A 14101-nucleotide genomic window follows, 5' to 3' on the forward strand; every position below is an offset into this window, starting at 1 on the left:
TTTATCGTAAATTTTTTGCTCATCTCCGTTATATAACAATAAAAACAAAAGGAGATAAAAATGATGAGACGACTAACAGCCCCTTTATTATGTAGTAGCTTTCTTTTGTTAATGGCGTGTGGGTCTAATAATACCAATTCAAAAAACCTTGAACAAAATACGGCTGCAAAAACAGAGCAGACCGCCTTAACCAAACAATCTTATCAAACTGAAATATTTGCCCAATTCAATGAACCTTGGGCTTTGACCAGCTTGCCTGATCAGCGTTTATTGGTGACTGAACGGCAAGGTAAATTAAAAATTTTTAATCCTAAAAATAAACAGATCTTGGATGTTCAAGGCGTTCCAGCAGTGAACTATGGCGGACAGGGCGGTTTAGGAGATGTTATTTTGCATCCTGACTTTGCTCATAATCATTGGGTTTATCTCAGCTACGCTACAAAAGGACAAGGCGGATCTGGCGCTGTTATTTCACGCGCAAAGTTGGATTTATCTAGCCCCAATCAGCCAAAACTTACAGATGTGAAGCAGATTTGGCAGCAAGTACCCAAAGTTTCAGGACAAGGTCATTATGGACATCGTATGCTTTTTGGTGCTGATGGTAAGCTGTGGGTCAGTTCTGGTGAACGGCAAAAGTTTGACCCTGCTCAAAATATGAAAAGTAATTTGGGTAAAATCTTGCGTTTAAATGAGGATGGTTCAGCGGTTGTAGATAACCCTTTTTATAAGCAAGGTGGGGTCACTGCTGAAATATGGTCATTGGGACACCGTAATCCGTTAGGTATGGCTTTTGACCGCCAAGGACAACTCTGGGTAGTTGAAATGGGGCCTAAAGGTGGTGATGAGCTTAATATCATCGTAAAAGGTGAAAATTATGGTTATCCAATCGTTTCAAATGGAGATCATTATTCGGGCCAACCTATTCCAGATCATCACACTCACCCAGAATTTAAAGCACCTGAAATTGACTGGACTCCCGTAATCTCTCCGTCGAGCCTAATCATTTATCGCGGACAACAATTTCCTGCATGGAAAAATAGGGCGTTAATTGGCGGGTTATCTTCTGAAGCAATTATTGTGGTGGATTTAGAGCAGAAACCCGTGAAAGAAGTGCAAAGACTAGATATGAAAAAACGCATTCGCGGGTTACATGAAGCACAAGATGGCTCGATTTGGGTCATTGAAGACGGCTCAAATGCGCGATTACTTAAGCTGAGTAAGAAACCATCTTAATGAGAACCAGCCTGTAAATAACGGATGTGTCTCATAGATTCAAATTGTAGATTTCTGTGAGACACAATAGACTATAGTGAAAAGACGATAAAGCCATTTGAGATGTCAGACACCCATATTCCACTTCCTGAACGCCTGCGCCCGAGAGACTTGTCTGAAATTATTGGGCAAGATCATTTATTAGGTGAGCATGCGCCCTTACGTCAAATGATCGATCAGGGGCATTTGCCTTCTATTATTTTTTGGGGACCACCAGGCGTTGGTAAAACAACAATCGCTTTGCTTTTGGCTCAAGCGATAGATCGCCCATTTGTGAGCTTATCTGCGCTGAATACGGGCGTAAAAGAATTACGTGAAATAATTGCAGAAAGTGGTGATTTACTGACACCTGTGGTTTTTATTGATGAAATTCACCGATTTAATAAATCACAGCAAGATGCTTTATTGGGTGCAGTTGAAAAAGGCAAAATTACCTTAATTGGCGCGACGACTGAAAACCCATCTTTTGAGGTGAACAGTGCGCTTTTATCTCGTTGTCAGGTCTACACTCTAAATAGTTTAGATAGTGAAGCAATTCAGACACTCCTCAATAATGCTCTTCAAGCCGATAAATTCTTAAAAGAGCGTTACATTCATGTTGAAGAATATGATGCTCTCATTCAGTTTGCAGCAGGCGACGCTCGTAAAGCGCTTAATTTACTGGATCTGATCGCAAGTACCTTTGAACCAGAAATTGAAAATACGATTACCAATGCAGTTGTGGTGAAAGTTGCGCAGCAAAATATTGCGCGTTATGACAAATCTGGTGAACAGCATTACGACCTAGTTTCAGCCTTTATTAAATCAATTCGGGGTAGTGATCCAGATGCAACCCTGTATTGGATGGCACGTATGCTCAAAGGCGGAGAAGATCCGGTTTTTATTGCAAGACGTATGCTGATTGCAGCCTCAGAAGATATCGGAAACTCTAACCCTAATGCACTATTACTTGCAGGTGAGTGTTTCCGCTCTGTACAAGCGGTAGGGATGCCTGAGGCTCGAATTATTCTGGGCCAAACTGCGGTTTATTTAGCAACGAGTGCAAAAAGTAATAGTACTTATTTAGCGATTAATAAGGCTCTGGAACTTGCTGAAAAAACGGCAAATTTACCTGTGCCTTTGCATTTGAGAAATGCGCCGACCAAGCTTATGAAACAACAAGGCTATGGAATTAACTATCTCTATCCGCACGATTATCCTGAGCACTTTGTACTGCAAGACTATTTGCCGCCAGAGTTAAAGGGAACCAAAATCTATGAGTCTGCAAGAAACAAGCGTGAGGTTGAAGGTGAGCGTTTACAGCAACGCAGATGGCAACAGGAACAATAGTTCTCGCTATTCCAGTTCCTCAGTTACCTGACCATAAATCAGTAGTGTAAACACGCCTGTACCACCAATAATATTGCCAATGGTGGTCGGGATCAGGAAAGTAAACAGATAGTCATTAATAGAAGCCTCTCCTTGCCAGACGAGATAGGACATTTCTGTAGAACCCACCACTACATGGGTAAAGTCACCCAGTCCTATCAGATACGTCATGAAAAAGATGAGTAGGAATTTATTAGTAACTGAAGGCAACATCCAGACCAAAGCTGCAATTAACAGCCCTGACATAATACCTTTGAGCATATTTTGAGTTGCAGAAAAGGAACCGACATGGTGGGCGAGTTCATCCAGTGCCTTGTCAATATCTGGAGTAAACAGGTGAGTAGTTAAGAAAAATAAACTCGCCAACGCTGTCCCAATGATATTACATAGAATCACAATCCCCCATAATCGGCCGACTGCTCGTAATTTATCGAAGGTAAAGGGTTTGAATAAAGGTACAACTGTGGTGATGGTATTCTCGGTAAAGAGTTGCATGTGACCCAAAATAGCGATCAGGAACCCAATGGTATAACCGATATTGGTGATTAAATCGGTCCAGATCGCATCAGTTGGGAGATAAGAGGCAATAATCGCTTTAAATACAAATGAAAAACTGATGACTAAACCCGCTGCAATCCCTGAAAAGATCAGGGCAGCTGTTGGACGATCCAGTTCTTCGGCACCATCACGGCGGATAATTTCATAGACCAAACGGGGTGACAGCTTCTCATGTTCTTCAACTGCTATTTTTTCACGCCAGCTTAAGGTTTTCTCGACCTTTTTTTCCTCTATTTCATGATCCATCAGGTTTACTCCTCACTGAATAAATAATTTATATTTCTTATTTTTATTCATTGATAAGGCAGTACTCAGGATAAATCCAGTCGATTCCTAACAGCTTTATGTGTCTTTTTATAAATTGAATGTGAAGTGGTAGCAGATTATCAGCAATAAGATTAAAGAAATGTATAAGCCCTTAACGTACGGATCAGTGCCATATAGTCACCTTGGGAGGCTTTAGAAATAACAGTTTCGACTTCTGCATGACTCCAGCCTTGTTTTAAGGCGGAATTGCTAAAGTTAGTTAATAAGACCAAAGGATTTTCACCAAAATGGACTGGATGATTCATTAATCTCTTTTCAAGCTTAGACATTTCCATAGCTTTACCCTAGTTTTGAAATTTAATTATTGTGAAGTGCTTAATGTTTTTTTAGATTTTAGTGTTTTAAATTGAGTTTATGCAAGTGTTAATTCATTTGAATAGACAAATCTGTCTATATTATTTGTTTTCTAAAGTACCTCATATAAAAAAACCGGGCTAAAGCCCGGTTTTTCATGAAGTTTGAACGATTAGATAGCAGATAAATCTACGCCTAAACGAGCAGCAACTTCTTCATAAGCTTCAACAACACCGCCTAAACCTTGACGGAAACGGTCTTTGTCGAGTTTCTTCTTAGAGTCTTTATCCCATAGACGGCAGCCGTCTGGAGAGAATTCGTCACCAAGCACAATACGGTCATGGAAAACACCGAATTCAAGCTTGAAGTCCACCAAGATCATGTTGCCTTCAGCAAATAATGCTTTTAATACATCGTTTACTTGGTAAGTTAACACTTTCATTTGCTCTAATTGTTCAGCAGTCGCCCAATCTAAAGCAATCGCTTGAGATTCGTTAACCATTGGGTCGCCTAGACCGTCATCTTTATAGAACAATTCAAATGTAGGAGGAGTTAACTCTTTGCCTTCTTCTACACCTAAACGACGGCATAGAGAACCAGCTGCGTAGTTACGAATTACACATTCAACTGGAATCATTTGAAGTTTTTTAACAAGCACTTCAGTTGGAGAAAGCAATTTTTCAAAATGCGTTTCAATACCCGCAGCAGCAAGTTTTTCCATAATGAAGGCGTTAAAAAGGTTGTTCACCTTGCCTTTACGATCTAGTTGTTCGATTTTTTCGCCGTTGAACGCAGAGGCATCATCACGAAAGACTAAAATCAGATGGTCGGCATTGTCTGTTTCATATACAGATTTTGCTTTACCAGTATAGAGCAAGGTTTGTTTTAACATGAGGGAACCTTTTAAAAAAAATGCCTAGTAAACGACTAGGCTGGCCAATTTTGGTAAATCTGGTTTAACACTTCAGCAGCCACATCTGGGCTTGCAAAAGTGTTATCTACATTAAATAGAGCAAGAGTATGACTTGAACCCACACCCGTGAGTTTAAGCACATAAGTATTGTCATTTACTTTAATCGTCGCTTGATTACTACCTTGAGCGATGATGTTGTAATTTAAAGTACTTAATGTCGCTTTGGTGTATTGCCAGATCTCGGTCGTATTCCCATCAACTTTTAATAATGGGTTTTTATTACCGTCGGTCACAAGCTGAGGACGTCCAAGCGCAGTTGTCGTTTGAGCAGATGCATCTGCTGCTGCATTGTTACCCTGAGTTTGTTCAGGGCGTGGCAATGCAAAACGGTTACCACGCTGGTTTTCAAACTTCGGCGCGTGCTCGATAGCAAGCTGGTCAACAGTTGGTGCAGGGTACAAAGGCGTCACTGGTCGTACAGTTGCGTCGGCAGGATACTCAAGCGGGGCAAGTTGCTTGGCATTTTTATAATCTAAAGAGTGATTATTAATTGCGAAGCGACCACAACCAGCTAAACTCAAGGCTGAAACTGCAAGGACTAAACCAAGACGTAATTGCATCATAAATTGCTCTTATTAAATAATTCCCGCATCTTTTAGGGCATTGCGGAGAGGTTCGCGATATTGCTCAGCGAGAGGAGTGAGTGGTAAACGAATACCAGTATCAATCAGTCCCATCTCATGTAGTGCCCATTTCACAGGAATTGGGTTTGATTCGCAAAATAGAATATTGTGTAAATTTGCAATCTTATTGTTAATCGTCTTCGCTTCTTGTTCATCTTTGGCAATTGCAAGAGCACATACTTCGCTCATTGCTTTAGGCGCAACGTTTGCTGTCACAGAGATATTACCGTCTGCACCAAGAAGCATAAGTTCCCATGCAGTATCATCATCACCTGAATATACAGCCATTTTGCCGTTTAAAGCCTCGATTAAAGCTTTACCACGAGGTACATCACCTGTCGCATCTTTAATACCGACAATATTAGGGATCTCTGCTAAACGTACAGCTGTATCATTTGCAAGATCTACACCCGTACGGCCAGGTACGTTATAAAGAATAAGTGGTAATTCTACGGCTTCAGCAATCGCTTTATAGTGTTGGTAGAGGCCTTCTTGAGTTGGCTTATTATAATATGGTGTAACAAGTAGGGCTGCATCTGCGCCAAGATCTTTAGCCGCTTTAGTTAGTTCGATTGCTTCACGGGTTGAGTTTGCACCAGTACCGGCAATAATTGGAATACGTTTATTGGCTACACGAATAATTTCTTTAATAACCTGTGTGTGCTCTTCCATGCTCAATGTTGAGGCTTCGCCGGTTGTACCGACGGCTACAATACTGTTTGTACCTTGTTCTATGTGCCACTCAACCAGCTTCTCAAGACCCTTCCAATCTACACCACCGTCTTTCAACATAGGTGTGACGATTGCGACGATTGAGCCTTGAATGGTCTGTGCTTGCTGAGTCATTTTTAAAAATATCCTATTTATCCATCCGAATCTGAGGTAAGAAAAACAAAATGTGGGATGGTTGCAGTATTTTGATTGTCCAGTTCTAACAATAACAGATTGTTGAATGACAATTATGCAAATTATGACTGATCAGACGCATAAGAACAATACGCCTAACGGATAATCGCGAGGTAAACTTGAGGAAAAGATAGGATGTTTTCATTATTGTCAGCTGAGAGAGGCCAGTAAATATAACAATAGAGCCTGATTCGACTGGACCTTACTTAATATGTACTTTTTTTATGGCAAGATAGAATGCAATTTCCCGATTGGGATTGAAGATGACATGAAAATGAATAAACAACCAAAAAATGCGGTTTTAATCGTAGTTGATGTACAAAATGGTTTTACACCGGGTGGAAATTTAGCAGTTGCCGATGCTGACACAATTATTCCAACGATTAACCAACTTGCTGATTGTTTTGAAAATGTTGTTCTAACGCAAGATTGGCACCCCGATAATCATATCTCTTTTGCACAAAACCATTCGGGCAAACAGCCATTTGAAACCATTGAACTCGACTATGGACCACAAGTGCTTTGGCCTAAGCATTGTGTACAAGGCACCAAAGATGCCGAGTTCCATCCGAATTTAAATATTCCGAAAGCTCAACTGATTATTCGAAAGGGCTTTCATGCTCATATTGATAGTTATTCGGCTTTTATGGAAGCAGACCATGCCACAATGACGGGTTTAACGGGTTATTTAAAAGAGCGCGGCATTGATACGGTTTATGTAGTCGGAATCGCCACGGACTTTTGCGTGGCATGGACTGCCTTGGATGCAGTTAAACAAGGTTTTAAAACTTTAGTGGTTGAAGATGCTTGTAAAGGGATTGATCTGAATGGCTCGTTAGAGCACGCGTGGCAAACCATGCAGCAACAAGGTGTTGTTCGCATTCAATCGACTGATCTGTTGAGTGGGCACTAAGTCTATCTGGTCTAGTATTTTAATTTTTAGGGATAGAAAGTATGTCTGCATTACTGTGCTTTACCCAATTTATTCAAAAAACGTTTGCCCTATGGGTGATAGTTTTTGCAGCACTAGCGCTATGGCAGCCTGAGTTTTTTGTCTGGCTCAAAGCGTACATTCCATGGATTTTGGGCATTATTATGCTCGGCATGGGAATGACCATGACTGTAGACGACTTTAAAGGGGTATTACAAAGCCCTAAAGCTGTGTTGATTGGAGTGGTTGCCCAGTTTGTGGTGATGCCCGGTTTAGCATATGTTCTATGTAAATTATTTAACTTACCGCCTGAAATCGCCGTTGGGGTTATTTTAGTCGGGTGCTGTCCCGGTGGAACTGCTTCAAATGTGATTACCTACATGGCCAAAGGCAATGTGGCTTTATCGGTGGCCTGTACTTCAGTTTCAACACTTTTAGCGCCTATTTTAACTCCAGCGATTTTTTATTTACTTGCTAGTCAATGGTTAAAGATTGATGCAGCTTCGATGTTTATTTCGATTTTGCAGGTGGTTCTGCTTCCTATTGTCGTTGGTCTAATTTTAAGAACGTGGCTCAAGCGTCAAGTTGAATCCTATATTCAGGTCATGCCGTTAGTTTCCGTTATTGCAATTGTCGCGATTGTGGCCGCGATTATTGGTGGCAGTAAAGCAGCCATTCTTCAATCGGGTTTGCTCATTTTAGCTGTGGTGATCTTACATAATGGATTTGGATATTTATTAGGTTTTGCAGCAGCGCGATTCTTTAAATTGCCTTATGCAGACAGTAAAGCCATTGCCGTTGAGGTCGGTATGCAAAACTCAGGCTTAGGTGTTGCGCTTGCAGCAGTACATTTTGCGGCTTCCCCGATTACCGCAGTACCAAGCGCGATTTTCAGTCTTTGGCACAATATTTCTGGGCCTGCACTGGCGACTTATTGGGCAAGTCGTACAGAGGTAGGCAAATCCATTCAAGTAAAAGCTGACTAATTCACTAAAGAGGATGGGTTACTAACCAATCTTCAATCTCATTTTCAGAAATTACCTTAAAACCATGGCGCTGTAACAGTGCTGTGGTAATTCCAGTTCCCACAATTTTTTCACCTTGAAAAGTCCCGTTATAAATTTTTTGGCTACCACAAGAAGGGCTATTTTCCTTTAAGACCACACAGCTCGCTTTTATTTGCTGTGCAATTTCTAAAGTGCGGTAAGCGCCTTTTAAATATAAGTCTGTTACATCTAAACCAGATGAATCGGTAATTATGGCTTTGCCATCAAGCACATCTTGCCCTGTTCCTCCCACAATTTCTGCGGGTAAGCGCGGAGTGCTAAAACCACCTAATAATTCTGGGCAAAGTGCATGAGCTTTTTTATTAATTACCAGTTGTTTAAGTAAAATATTTAGGCAAGATTTACCATCGTAACGGACGGGTTCACCAATTAAACATGCACTGACTAAAAGCATAGTTTTCCAAAATCAAAACAATTGAGGCTTATTGAATATAAAGAATCATAAACAGAATATGAAAGATGACAATTCATTTTAAAAATAGACAAATTAAAAGATTACTAAAATTATGCAATTCATAATTAAGTTATGTATTGCATAATTTAATTGTTTTTAGTAGCATCTAATTCAAGGTAAATGGCCATTGGAGATCCAACAAGGATGTTGGTCTCCATAAATCTATAAATGATTTTTAGGAAAAGACGATTTTTAAGGGTTTATTGAAAAATCTCAATCGTACTTTTAGATAAGAAAGGACAGTGTGTATGGAAAACAAACACCACATGGAACGGAAATTAATCATCAAAGGCTTCACGCTCATCATATCTTCGTTTTAATGATTCGTTTTTTTCTCATAGGATGCGTTGGGTTAAGGCATTTTGACGGTTCAAATACTCACCCAATGATTACGTATTCTATAGAGAAAGGAGCTGAGTTCATCAGCAATAGAGATAAACGGAACAGGTAATCACCAGAGGGAAACTAGATGGATATTTTAGAGAACCCATTAGAATTATGCGGTTTTGCATTTATTGAGTTTGTTTCAAAGGAAAATGAATTAGATCCAGTTTTTGAAACAATTGGCTTTTCAAAAGTAGCCAAGCATAAATCGAAAGAAGCGTACTTATGGCGTCAAGGAAATATCAATATTATCCTGAATTATCAGCCAGAATCTTATGCTTCATTCTTCTTTAAAGAACATGGTCCATCTGCATGTGCGATGGGTTTTAAAACACGTGATGCAGCAAAAGCTTTCCAAAAAGCAGTAGAGCTTGGCGCTGAACCAATGTATTCAAAAGTTGGGCCAATGGAGCTTAACATTCCGGCAATTAAAGGTATTGGTGGCATGCCAATCTTCTTAGTTGACCGCGATATTTATGAAAATGACTTTACTTTCTTTGATGATGCTCAAAGACACCCAGTAGGTGCAGGTTTAAACGAGATTGACCATTTAACTCATAATGTCTACAAAGGCCGTATGGAGTATTGGGCAAACTTCTATGAGAAAATCTTTAACTTCCAAGAAATTCGCTACTTTGATATTAAAGGCGAATATACAGGCTTAACGTCTAAAGCATTAACAGCACCAGACGGCATGATCCGTATCCCGTTAAACGAAGATTCAGACAAAGGAAACGGCCAAATTGCAGAGTTCTTGTCTGATTTTAATGGGGAAGGTATTCAACATATCGCGTTTATTTGTGATGACTTAATTTCGACTTGGGATAAGTTAAAAGGCCTTGGTCTGAAATTTATGACACCGCCGCCAAACACCTATTATGAAATGCTGCCAGAACGTTTACCTGAGCATGGTGAACCGACTGACGAGTTAAAACAGCGTGGTATTTTGTTAGACGGCAATACTAAAGATGGTCAGAAGAAATTGTTATTGCAAATTTTCTCTGAAAATATGATTGGTCCAGTCTTCTTTGAATTCATTCAACGTAAAGATGATGATGGTTTTGGTGAAGGTAACTTCAAGGCGTTATTTGAGTCGATTGAACGTGACCAGATTCGCCGTGGTGTTTTAGAAACTAAATAAGCTAAACTTTATTCCTGATCTAAAAAAACCAAGAGTTTGATCTCTTGGTTTTTTTTATGGCTATTGATTAGCGGCTTTTAATATATTGATTAATAAGCTTCACTTCATTTTTTAAGATTTCAATCGTTTTACTGTGAGGGTCGACTGGTAAAAACATTTCGCTATCCAGTGCGACAATACAAAATTCAATGCTTCGATTTGAGTTAAACACAGGTAAGCCCACGGCATTAATTCCTGTCAGTAAATCACCTTTTGCTGCCGACATTTCTTGCTGGCGAATGGTTTCTTTAAGCTCTGTAAACGCTTCCCAGTTTTGCGGTGCAATGTTTAGACCAAGCTCTTGATGTTTTTGCCATTCTGTTTCCATTAAGGGGCGAACAAAATGCTCTGGAAGATAAGAAGCAAATAAACGTCCCGCAGCAGAATTGACTAAAGGCATAATTGAGCCGACTTTAGTGACAATCGAAATAGGGTGGTTTGATTCAATTGATTGAACAACCACAGGGCCCTTAGGCGACCATTTACTAATTTGTATGCCGCAACCAATTTTGTTTTGTAGATCGTAAATTAAATGCTGTACCAGCTGTAGTGTATCGCTATGCTGAACACAGTTGAGACCTAAGCGCCATGCCTGATCACCCAAAGCATATTGCCCATCATCAAGTTGTTTTGCATATTCCATGCGAATAAGGCTAACCAGATAGCGATGTACCTTGGCAGGATGCATTTCTAGCTTACTAGACAAATCTTTGAGAATAATAGGTTGATTGTGCTCTAAAAGGGCGTTTAGTACAGATAAACCGACTTCAAGTGATTGAACCCCCCCAGATACTTTTTCTTCAATCATTTAAATACCCTTAATAAAGTTACTTCAGCTGTTAAACAGCGCTGTTCAAAACATAAATTGAAATTGCTGCGATTTACATCATGCCTGAGCCTAGTGAGAAATAGAAATCACCTTTTTCTATTAGCGAAATTGGCATGTTTAATAATCAACAATTTTCTAAAGTCACGGCACTCTCATTTATAGCGCGATTTTCTAAAAATTTAGCAGTTTTAAATAATATAAATCGGCATTGATATAGAACCGTTCATTCAAACAATTCTAATCAATGCCGACTTTTTAGATCGCTCTTTTAAAATTAGCTTCCTAACTCTGCTTCATGTAAGAAATGAGTGTGGTGCGGAGCGCGTTTAGTTTTGCTCCATTCCTCTAGCATTTCAGCTTTCATTTCTTCAGTAATTTTTGCAATTTTTTCTTCAGCATGTACATCGTTATAAGTCAGTTCTAAACGATGGCCATTTGGATCGAAGAAATAAATTGAGTGGAAAATGCCATGATTGGTTACGCCCAAAACTTTCACGCCATTTTCTTCTAAATGTTGCTTAGCAGCCATTAGGGCATTTAAGTCTTCAACTTCAAAAGCAATATGTTGTACCCATTGCGGGGTATTTTCGTCTCGGCCCATGTCTGGTTGAGTTGGCAATTCAAAAAATGCTAAAACGTTGCCTTGGCCGGCATCTAAGAATAAGTGCATATATGGATCAAATGCCTTGGTAGAAGGCACATGGTCCTCAGCAAAAGCTAAAATAAAGTCCATGTTGAGCATTTTTTTATACCACTCAACGGTCTCTTTCGCATCCTTACAACGATATGCAACGTGATGTATTTTTTTAATGGCAAATGTCATATTAAAACTCCTTTTTACTATTCCCAATCTGGTTGTTGTTCTGGCGCCGCGTTATAGAAGGCTGGGATAGACAAACAATGGTGATAAATCGATTCAATTTTTGGAAACGCAGATAAATCAATCTTGAAGCGTTTCGCGTTGTAAACCTGTGGAATCAGACAGCAATCGGCAATTGTGGCTTCGTGTCCAAAGCAAAATTGTCCGTTTGAATCTTGAAGTAGCTGTTCGAGATTTTGAAAGCCTTCAATAATCCAGTGCTGATACCAATAATTTTTCTGCTCATCTGAAACATTTAAGTCATTTTTTAAATATTTCAGTACGCGTAAGTTGTTTAAGGGGTGAATATCGCAAGCGATTGCTTGGGAAAAAGCACGGATTTTGGCTCTCTCTTGCACATCACTTGGAAGTAATTTGGTTTCTGGATATTGCTCATCCAGATATTCCAAAATACTTAACGATTGAGACAAGGTTAAATCGCCGTCAATTAAAGTCGGGACTAGAGCACTGCGGTTTAACTTTAAATAGTCTTCGCTTTGCTGTTCGTTTTTTACCAGATGAACTGGAACAGTCTCATAAGCTAAACCTTTAATGTTTAGACCAATCCGTACTCTGTAGGCTGCAGAGCTACGAAAGTAACTATACAGCTTCATAGTCTGGCTCCGAAGTTTCTGCAAAGTCGAACGTTAATGCAGGAAGAACCGTATTTCGAACTTCACCGAAGCCAATTCGAATACCATTTTTCTCACAGTGGCCTTTCATAATGAGTGTATCGCCGTCTTGCAAGAAACCACGAGTTTCGCCGTTAGCCAGTGTCAGAGGTTTAGTGGTGTTCCATGTAAGCTCAAGCAAACTGCCATACGAATCTGGTGTAGAACCTGAAATCGTGCCTGAACCCATTAAGTCACCAACCTGAACGTTACAGCCGCCAATGGTGTGGTGAGTGAGCTGCTGAGACATAGACCAATACATATATTTAAAATTGGTTTTACAGATCACATCAGCTTGCGCCGATTTCGGGCTTTGAATTTCAACACTCAAGTTAATGTCATAACTGTTGGCGATATTTTCTTGTAAATAAGCTAAAGGTTTAGGCTCTTGTTTTGGACCTTCAACTTTAAATGGCTCAAGTGCTTCAAGTGTTACCACCCAAGGTGAGATGGCACTGGCAAATGATTTTGAATTGAATGGACCTAGAGGCACATATTCCCATTGCTGGATATCGCGTGCTGACCAGTCATTGAGTAATACCATTCCAAAAATATGGTCCCACGCATTTTCAATCGAGATCGGTTGACCAAGTGCCGTTGGTTTACCAATAACAAATGCTGTTTCAAGTTCAAAATCGAGTTTACGCGATGCAGAAAAAACTGGGCGCTCTTCATTTGGAAGTTTAATTTGTCCAGATGGACGCACGACTTGAGTGCCACTGACTACAACAGAGCTAGCACGGCCGTTATAACCAACAGGCAATTCAGTCCAGTTTGGCAGTAAAGCATTTTTTGGGTCACGGAACATACAGCCCACATTGGTTGCATGCTCTTTAGAAGAATAGAAATCGGTATAACCAGGCACCTGAAGAGGTAAATGCAAAGTAACGCTGTCTTGTTTAACTAAAACTTCTTGGCGTAATGCTTCATTTTCTTGAAGCGTTAAATTTTCAACCGAAAGAAGAGACTGTAATGTTTTACGAACTTTAGACCAGTTGGCTTTGCCAGACTCAATAAATTTATTCAGTGTCGGCTGGTTAAAGTATGTGTCTTGTTGTGAGAGTTTTAAAAGACCGTGCTTTTCAAGAGCAGCGAGATCAAGTACCCAATCACCAATAGCTACACCAACCTGACGCTCGCCATCAGCTGTTTTACTAAAGATACCGTAAGGCAAATTATGAATAGTGAAATCTGATTGAGGTGAAACTTCAATAAAAGAGTTTAGTTTTTGTTCCATTTTCGCGTCCTTGTCTTTATCTCGGGTCTTATACAAATAAAAGTTCGGTCTAGGACTGAGCTACTCAATAAGTTTTTAACCTTTGCTTAGATCATCTTTTGTCTTATGAGTTTGATATAGACCGAGCACAACCAATTGCTTCATGTCTCTATAATACTGAATTCACCA

Annotated in this window: 15 protein-coding genes; 5 read left to right on the forward strand and 10 right to left on the reverse strand. The window is 39.9% G+C overall.

Going from position 1 to position 14101, the window contains the following annotated elements; all coding sequences use genetic code 11:
• Nucleotides 1-60 precede the first annotated feature (60 nt).
• Together NL42_RS06550 and NL42_RS06555 are read left to right on the forward strand one after the other, a co-directional pair.
• Nucleotides 61-1233, forward strand: a complete 1173-nt coding sequence (locus NL42_RS06550) for a PQQ-dependent sugar dehydrogenase (protein WP_461312180.1) — start codon at nucleotides 61-63, stop codon at nucleotides 1231-1233.
• 102 nt (nucleotides 1234-1335) lie between these two features.
• Entirely contained in the window at nucleotides 1336-2601 is a 1266-nt protein-coding gene (locus NL42_RS06555; protein WP_461312181.1) for a replication-associated recombination protein A, read from the forward strand.
• A 6-nt stretch (nucleotides 2602-2607) separates the two neighbouring features.
• Here NL42_RS06555 and NL42_RS06560 read toward each other — a convergent pair whose 3' ends face one another.
• From NL42_RS06560 to dapA, 5 genes are all read right to left on the reverse strand, one after another.
• Complete coding sequence (locus tag NL42_RS06560) at nucleotides 2608-3444, reverse strand: formate/nitrite transporter family protein (protein ID WP_461312182.1); 837 nt, start codon at nucleotides 3442-3444, stop codon at nucleotides 2608-2610.
• Between the two features lie 152 nt (nucleotides 3445-3596).
• The gene (locus tag NL42_RS06565; RefSeq protein WP_461312183.1) at nucleotides 3597-3800 is read right to left on the reverse strand and encodes a hypothetical protein; all 204 of its coding nucleotides are present in this window, start codon (nucleotides 3798-3800) and stop codon (nucleotides 3597-3599) included.
• A gap of 191 nt (nucleotides 3801-3991) precedes the next feature.
• Nucleotides 3992-4711: a phosphoribosylaminoimidazolesuccinocarboxamide synthase gene (gene purC, locus NL42_RS06570; protein ID WP_016139778.1), complete on the reverse strand. Its 720-nt coding sequence runs from the start codon at nucleotides 4709-4711 to the stop codon at nucleotides 3992-3994.
• A gap of 35 nt (nucleotides 4712-4746) precedes the next feature.
• A complete protein-coding gene (locus NL42_RS06575; protein WP_461312199.1) occupies nucleotides 4747-5352 on the reverse strand; it encodes a lipoprotein-34 precursor (NlpB) in 606 nt (201 codons plus the stop codon).
• Between the two features lie 15 nt (nucleotides 5353-5367).
• Nucleotides 5368-6261: a 4-hydroxy-tetrahydrodipicolinate synthase gene (gene dapA, locus NL42_RS06580; protein ID WP_446090982.1), complete on the reverse strand. Its 894-nt coding sequence runs from the start codon at nucleotides 6259-6261 to the stop codon at nucleotides 5368-5370.
• Nucleotides 6262-6589: 328 nt separating this feature from the next.
• Between dapA and pncA the strand changes: the two genes are divergently transcribed.
• A complete protein-coding gene (gene pncA / locus NL42_RS06585; RefSeq protein WP_461312184.1) occupies nucleotides 6590-7234 on the forward strand; it encodes a bifunctional nicotinamidase/pyrazinamidase in 645 nt (214 codons plus the stop codon).
• A 41-nt stretch (nucleotides 7235-7275) separates the two neighbouring features.
• Nucleotides 7276-8238, forward strand: coding sequence for a bile acid:sodium symporter family protein (locus tag NL42_RS06590; RefSeq protein WP_461312185.1), 963 nt, complete (start codon nucleotides 7276-7278; stop codon nucleotides 8236-8238).
• Between the two features lie 4 nt (nucleotides 8239-8242).
• Here NL42_RS06590 and NL42_RS06595 read toward each other — a convergent pair whose 3' ends face one another.
• Nucleotides 8243-8713, reverse strand: a complete 471-nt coding sequence (locus NL42_RS06595) for a 2-thiouracil desulfurase family protein (RefSeq protein WP_461312186.1) — start codon at nucleotides 8711-8713, stop codon at nucleotides 8243-8245.
• A 529-nt stretch (nucleotides 8714-9242) separates the two neighbouring features.
• Here NL42_RS06595 and hppD point away from each other — a divergent pair.
• Nucleotides 9243-10298, forward strand: coding sequence for a 4-hydroxyphenylpyruvate dioxygenase (gene hppD, locus NL42_RS06600; protein ID WP_461312187.1), 1056 nt, complete (start codon nucleotides 9243-9245; stop codon nucleotides 10296-10298).
• A gap of 67 nt (nucleotides 10299-10365) precedes the next feature.
• Here hppD and NL42_RS06605 read toward each other — a convergent pair whose 3' ends face one another.
• The 4 genes from NL42_RS06605 to fahA form a co-directional block, all read right to left on the reverse strand.
• Nucleotides 10366-11145 (reverse strand): IclR family transcriptional regulator, encoded by a 780-nt coding sequence (locus NL42_RS06605; protein ID WP_336166836.1) that lies wholly within the window; start codon nucleotides 11143-11145, stop codon nucleotides 10366-10368.
• A 295-nt stretch (nucleotides 11146-11440) separates the two neighbouring features.
• Nucleotides 11441-11989: a VOC family protein gene (locus NL42_RS06610; protein ID WP_461312188.1), complete on the reverse strand. Its 549-nt coding sequence runs from the start codon at nucleotides 11987-11989 to the stop codon at nucleotides 11441-11443.
• 17 nt (nucleotides 11990-12006) lie between these two features.
• A complete protein-coding gene (gene maiA / locus NL42_RS06615) occupies nucleotides 12007-12639 on the reverse strand; it encodes a maleylacetoacetate isomerase (protein WP_013196544.1) in 633 nt (210 codons plus the stop codon).
• Nucleotides 12626-13933 carry a fumarylacetoacetase gene (gene fahA, locus NL42_RS06620; protein WP_461312189.1) on the reverse strand — a complete coding sequence of 436 codons (1308 nt, stop codon included), beginning with the start codon at nucleotides 13931-13933 and terminating at the stop codon, nucleotides 12626-12628. Before fahA ends, maiA begins: the two co-directional genes overlap by 14 nt.
• Between the last annotated feature and the right edge of the window lie 168 nt (nucleotides 13934-14101).

Source organism: Acinetobacter sp. GN11 (assembly GCF_054823985.1).

Coding starts and splice junctions, on each gene's coding strand:
- NL42_RS06550 (WP_461312180.1), top strand. CDS start 61: ATGATGAGACGACTAACAGCCCCTTTATTATGTAGTAGCTTTCTTTTG.
- NL42_RS06555 (WP_461312181.1), top strand. CDS start 1,336: ATGTCAGACACCCATATTCCACTTCCTGAACGCCTGCGCCCGAGAGAC.
- NL42_RS06560 (WP_461312182.1), bottom strand. CDS start 3,444: ATGGATCATGAAATAGAGGAAAAAAAGGTCGAGAAAACCTTAAGCTGG.
- NL42_RS06565 (WP_461312183.1), bottom strand. CDS start 3,800: ATGGAAATGTCTAAGCTTGAAAAGAGATTAATGAATCATCCAGTCCAT.
- purC (WP_016139778.1), bottom strand. CDS start 4,711: ATGTTAAAACAAACCTTGCTCTATACTGGTAAAGCAAAATCTGTATAT.
- NL42_RS06575 (WP_461312199.1), bottom strand. CDS start 5,352: ATGCAATTACGTCTTGGTTTAGTCCTTGCAGTTTCAGCCTTGAGTTTA.
- dapA (WP_446090982.1), bottom strand. CDS start 6,261: ATGACTCAGCAAGCACAGACCATTCAAGGCTCAATCGTCGCAATCGTC.
- pncA (WP_461312184.1), top strand. CDS start 6,590: ATGAAAATGAATAAACAACCAAAAAATGCGGTTTTAATCGTAGTTGAT.
- NL42_RS06590 (WP_461312185.1), top strand. CDS start 7,276: ATGTCTGCATTACTGTGCTTTACCCAATTTATTCAAAAAACGTTTGCC.
- NL42_RS06595 (WP_461312186.1), bottom strand. CDS start 8,713: ATGCTTTTAGTCAGTGCATGTTTAATTGGTGAACCCGTCCGTTACGAT.
- hppD (WP_461312187.1), top strand. CDS start 9,243: ATGGATATTTTAGAGAACCCATTAGAATTATGCGGTTTTGCATTTATT.
- NL42_RS06605 (WP_336166836.1), bottom strand. CDS start 11,145: ATGATTGAAGAAAAAGTATCTGGGGGGGTTCAATCACTTGAAGTCGGT.
- NL42_RS06610 (WP_461312188.1), bottom strand. CDS start 11,989: ATGACATTTGCCATTAAAAAAATACATCACGTTGCATATCGTTGTAAG.
- maiA (WP_013196544.1), bottom strand. CDS start 12,639: ATGAAGCTGTATAGTTACTTTCGTAGCTCTGCAGCCTACAGAGTACGG.
- fahA (WP_461312189.1), bottom strand. CDS start 13,933: ATGGAACAAAAACTAAACTCTTTTATTGAAGTTTCACCTCAATCAGAT.